Raw genomic sequence first — 5,094 nt, 5'->3', positions numbered from 1 at the left:
GGCTCCCGGTTGGTTCGTCCACCGGCCATCCCCCACGGTTGGGTGCGGCGGGCACGTTCACCATGGTGCGCGATCTCCATGGACGGCCAGTGACAGGAGTATGTCCAGTTCGTGGCGGATAGCCGTGCCCCGTTCGGGACGGCTCCCGGTTGGTTCGTCCACCGGCCGGTCCGGTGTTCCGTCCAGTCGTTCGTTCTCGGACGTGTTCCTGACAATCTGCGCGGGGCGGCCGCGCGGATGCCCGGTGCTCCGGATCCCCGGCCGACCTCTGCCGACCCCCTTTCGCCCCCTTTCGGCCCCTTTCAGCCCCGGCGCGGGTCCGGCGCGGGTCCGGTCCGGCCTCGCCGAAGCCGTGGACCGCGTGCGCGTCCCTGCCGCGGCGTAGGCTGGAGACCCCCGGCCGCTCGGCGTGCCGGGCCGTTCGCGTTGCCCCGGCGGGCCTTCGCCGCCCCGGGGCAGCATCAGCCACGGGACGAAGAAGAGACCCCAGATGAGCCTGACCGGACTGCTCGATGTCGTCGCGCGGGACGCGGCGCTCGCCGAGGCGATCGAGGCGGCCACCGCCCCCGGAGCCGCGGCCGGTGGACGCCGCCACCTGGACCTGGTCGGACCGCCCGCCGCCCGGCCGTTCGCCATCGCCGCGCTGGCCCGCGCGCTCGCCGGGCAGGCCGCCGGGGACCGGGGCCGCCCGGTGCTCGCCGTCACCGCGACCGGCCGGGAGGCCGAGGACCTCGCGGCCTCGCTGCGCTCCCTGCTGCCCGTCGACGCCGTCGCCGAGTTCCCGGCCTGGGAGACCCTGCCGCACGAACGGCTGTCGCCCCGCTCGGACACCGTCGGGCGCCGGCTGGCCGTACTGCGCCGGATCGTGCACCCGCGGGCGGACGACCCGGCGGCCGGGCCGGTCCAGGTGGTGGTCGCCCCGGTCCGTTCGGTGCTCCAGCCGCAGGTCAAGGGGCTGGCCGAGCTGGAACCGGTGGCCGTCCGGCGCGGTGAGTCGTACGACCTGGAGGAGGTGGCCCGCCGGCTCTCCGCCGCCGCCTACGCGCGCGTCGAACTGGTCGAGAAGCGCGGCGAGTTCGCCGTCCGCGGCGGCATCCTGGACGTCTTCCCGCCGACCGAGGAGCACCCGCTGCGGGTGGAGTTCTGGGGCGACGAGGTCGAGGAGGTCCGCTACTTCAAGGTCGCCGACCAGCGTTCGCTGGAGATCGCCGAGCACGGCCTGTGGGCGCCGCCCTGCCGCGAGCTGCTGCTCACCGAGGAGGTACGGGCCCGGGCCGCCGAGCTGTCCGCCGAGCACCCCGGGCTGGCCGAGATCCTGGACAGGATCGCCGAGGGCATCGCGGTCGAGGGCATGGAGTCGCTGGCGCCGGTGCTGGTGGACGACATGGAGCTGCTGGTCGACGTGCTGCCGCTCGGTTCGGTCGCGGTGGTCTGCGACCCCGAGCGGGTCCGCACCCGGGCCGCCGACCTGGTGGCGACCAGCCAGGAGTTCCTGCACGCCTCCTGGGTCGCGGCCGCGGCCGGCGGGGACCGCCCGATCGACCTGGAGACCATCGACGTCTCCGCCGCCTCGCTGCGCTCGCTCGCCGAGGTGCGCGAGCACGCCGCCGAGATCGGGCTGCCCTGGTGGTCCGTCAGCCCGTTCGCGACCAGCGAGTCGACCGTCGACGGCATCCTGGCCCGCGACGGAGTCGCTGGTTGGCACGGCGATGCCAACACGCTGACCCTCGGCATGCACGCCGTCGAGGCCTACCGGGGCGACACCGCCCGGGCGATCGCCGACGCCAAGGAGCGGCTGGCCGCCGACTGGCGGGTCGTCATGGTGACCGAGGGCCACGGCCCGGCCTCCCGGCTCGCCGAGGTGCTGGGCAACGAGGGCATCCCGGCCCGCCTGGTCGCCGACCTCGCCGAGGCGCCCACCCGGGACGTCGTCCACGTCTCCTGCGGCTCGATCGAGCACGGCTTCGTCGACGAGAACCTGAAGCTCACGGTCATCACCGAGACCGACCTGTCCGGTCAGAAGTCCTCCACCAAGGACATGCGCCGGATGCCCTCGCGCCGCCGCAACGCGATCGACCCGCTGGCGCTGGTGGCCGGCGACTACGTCGTCCACGAGGCGCACGGCGTCGGCAAGTACGTCGAGATGGTGCAGCGCACCGTCCAGGGCGCCACCCGCGAGTACCTGGTGCTGGAGTACGCCCCGGCCAAGCGCGGCCACCCCGGCGACCGGCTGTTCGTGCCGACCGACCAGCTCGACCAGGTCACCAAGTACGTCGGCGGCGAGGCCCCGACGCTGCACCGGCTCGGCGGCGCGGACTGGGCGAAGACCAAGCAGCGGGCCAAGAAGGCGGTCAAGGAGATCGCCGCCGACCTGATCAAGCTGTACTCGGCGCGGATGGCCGCCCCCGGCCACACCTTCGGCCCGGACACCCCGTGGCAGCGGGAGCTGGAGGACGCCTTCCCGTACGCGGAGACGCCGGACCAGCTGACCACCATCGCCGAGGTCAAGTCGGACATGGAGAAGTCCGTCCCGATGGACCGGCTGATCTGCGGCGACGTCGGCTACGGCAAGACCGAGATCGCCGTGCGGGCCGCGTTCAAGGCCGTGCAGGACGGCAAGCAGGTGGCGGTCCTGGTGCCGACCACGCTGCTGGTGCAGCAGCACTTCTCGACCTTCGCCGAGCGCTACGCGAACTTCCCGGTGAACGTGAAGGCGCTGTCCCGCTTCCAGACCGACACCGAGGCCAAGGCCGTGCTGGAGGGGCTGTTCGAGGGCTCGGTGGACGTCGTCATCGGCACCCACCGGCTGTTCTCCTCCGAGACCAGGTTCAAGGACCTCGGCCTGGTCATCGTCGACGAGGAGCAGCGCTTCGGCGTCGAGCACAAGGAGCAGCTGAAGAAGCTGCGCGCCAACGTGGACGTGCTCACCATGTCCGCGACCCCGATCCCGCGCACCCTGGAGATGGCGGTCACCGGCATCCGCGAGATGTCCACCATCACCACCCCGCCGGAGGAGCGGCACCCGGTGCTGACCTTCGTCGGGCCGTACGACGAGAAGCAGATCTCGGCCGCGATCCGGCGTGAACTCCTGCGCGAGGGCCAGGTGTTCTACATCCACAACCGGGTGGAGTCGATCGACAAGGCGGCCGCCCGGCTGAAGGACCTGGTGCCCGAGGCGCGGATCGCCACCGCGCACGGGCAGATGGGGGAGAACCAGCTGGAGAAGGTCGTCGTCGACTTCTGGGAGAAGGAGTTCGACGTCCTGGTGTCGACCACGATCGTGGAGTCCGGCATCGACATCTCCAACGCCAACACCCTGATCGTGGAGCGCGGCGACACCTTCGGCCTCTCCCAGCTGCACCAGCTGCGCGGCCGGGTCGGGCGAGGCCGCGAGCGCGGCTACGCGTACATGCTGTACCCGCCGGAGAAGCCGCTCACCGAGACCGCGCACGAGCGGCTGGCCACCATCGCCCAGCACACCGAGATGGGCGCCGGCATGTACGTCGCGATGAAGGACCTGGAGATCCGCGGCGCGGGCAACCTGCTCGGCGGCGAGCAGTCCGGGCACATCGCGGGCGTCGGCTTCGACCTCTACATGCGGATGGTCGGCGAGGCGGTGGCGGAGTTCCGCGAGTCGCTGGCGGGCGGCGGGGAGCCGGAGGAGGAGCCGCTGGAGGTGAAGATCGAGCTGCCGGTCGACGCCCACGTGCCGCACGACTACGCACCCGGCGAGCGGCTGCGGCTGCAGGCGTACCGCTCGATCGCCGCGGTCAACTCGGAGGAGGACATCCAGCAGGTCCGGGACGAGCTGGTGGACCGCTACGGCAAGCTGCCCGAGCCGGTGGAGAACCTGCTGCTGGTCGCGGCGCTGCGGCTGTACGCCCGGCGGTGCGGGATCTCGGACATCACCCTCCAGGGCTCCAACGTCCGCTTCGGGCCGGTGGAGCTGCGGGAGTCCCAGCAGCTGCGGCTGAACCGGCTCTACCCGCGCAGTCAGGTGAAGGCGGCGGCCCAGCAGCTGCTGGTGCCGCGCCCGAGCACCGGGCGGATCGGCGGCAAGCCGCTGGTCGGTCGGGAACTGCTGGGCTGGTGCACCGAGTTCCTGTCGGCCATGTTCGACGACCTGGCGGGGGCGAAGAAGTAGGCATCCGGAGGGCCCCGCCCTCCAGGTGGTTCACGGCGGTCTCGGGCTCTGCCCCGGGGCCGCCGTTTCGTGTGGACGGGCGCCGGCCGTCGTTGACGCGGTGCGGCGGCCGGCCGACTGTGAACAGCTGCGTCAGCCGAGCTTCCACTGGCCGGTCTGCGGGGCGAAGCCACTGTCGAGGCCGAACTGGGCCTTGTCGAGCTTGGCGTCCTTCGGGACCTCGAAGGTGACGAAGCCGAGGGCGCTCTCGCCGGGCGCGATGTTGGCGGGGACCTGGAAGCCCGGGCCGGCCTTGGTGTCCGCGATCGTGCTGCCGAAGGCCTGGCCCTGGGCGTCCACCACCTTGGCGCTGTTGCCCGGGACGTCGCTGTAGGCCTTCTTGCCGCTCGCCTTGATCCGGAACTGGACCGAGACGAAGCGCTTGCCGTCGGCCGGGTGGGTGAACTCGTCCTCGCCCTCGGCGTTGTCGACCACCTTCACCAGCGTCACGTCGGCGGTGTCGGCCGGGTCGTTGCCCTTGAGCGCGATGGTGTCGCCGAGCTTGGCGGGCGCCTTGCCGGTGTCGGCGGGCTTGTCCCCGGCGGGCTTGGCGGCCTCGGAGCCGGTGGCGGCCGCGGTCTGCTTCGCCTCCGTCGAGACGGAGGCGCCGCCGGTGGAGTCGCACGCCGTCGCGCTCAGGGTGACCAGCGCGGCGCCCAGCAGCAGGACGGCGGTGCGGCGGGTGGCGCCGCGCCGGGCGGTGGCGCGGCGGACGGCGGTGCGGCGGGCGTTCGCGGACATGGGTGTCTCCCGGTGATCGGTGGTCTTCCCTGCGCCGCCCCGTTCGGTGGCGACGGAGAGATCACACCACTCGGCCGTGAACCATGTCAATGCGATTTCACAAAAGAGCTCTGTTCACATGTGAACTGTGATCGAGGGGTGCGTCGCTATGCTGTGCGGTCACAGCCCCC

General features: G+C 72.2%; 2 protein-coding genes. One reads left to right on the top strand and one right to left on the bottom strand.

Annotation, left to right across the window (positions count from 1 at the left end):
* Positions 1-490 precede the first annotated feature (490 nt).
* Positions 491-4,144 carry a transcription-repair coupling factor gene (mfd, locus tag ACIQOV_RS26900; protein WP_401052709.1) on the top strand — a complete coding sequence of 1,218 codons (3,654 nt, stop codon included), beginning with the start codon at positions 491-493 and terminating at the stop codon, positions 4,142-4,144.
* Between the two features lie 132 nt (positions 4,145-4,276).
* On the opposite strand, the gene ACIQOV_RS26895 is transcribed toward mfd, so the two are convergent.
* Positions 4,277-4,924, bottom strand: coding sequence for a DUF4352 domain-containing protein (locus ACIQOV_RS26895; RefSeq protein WP_401052706.1), 648 nt, complete (start codon positions 4,922-4,924; stop codon positions 4,277-4,279).
* Positions 4,925-5,094 lie beyond the last annotated feature (170 nt).

The organism is Kitasatospora sp. NPDC091257 (assembly GCF_044757675.1).
GTDB lineage: Bacteria > Actinomycetota > Actinomycetes > Streptomycetales > Streptomycetaceae > Kitasatospora > Kitasatospora lactacystinica.
The sequence above is the reverse complement of the archived record's forward strand: the minus strand, read 5'-3'. Positions and strand labels throughout refer to the sequence as shown.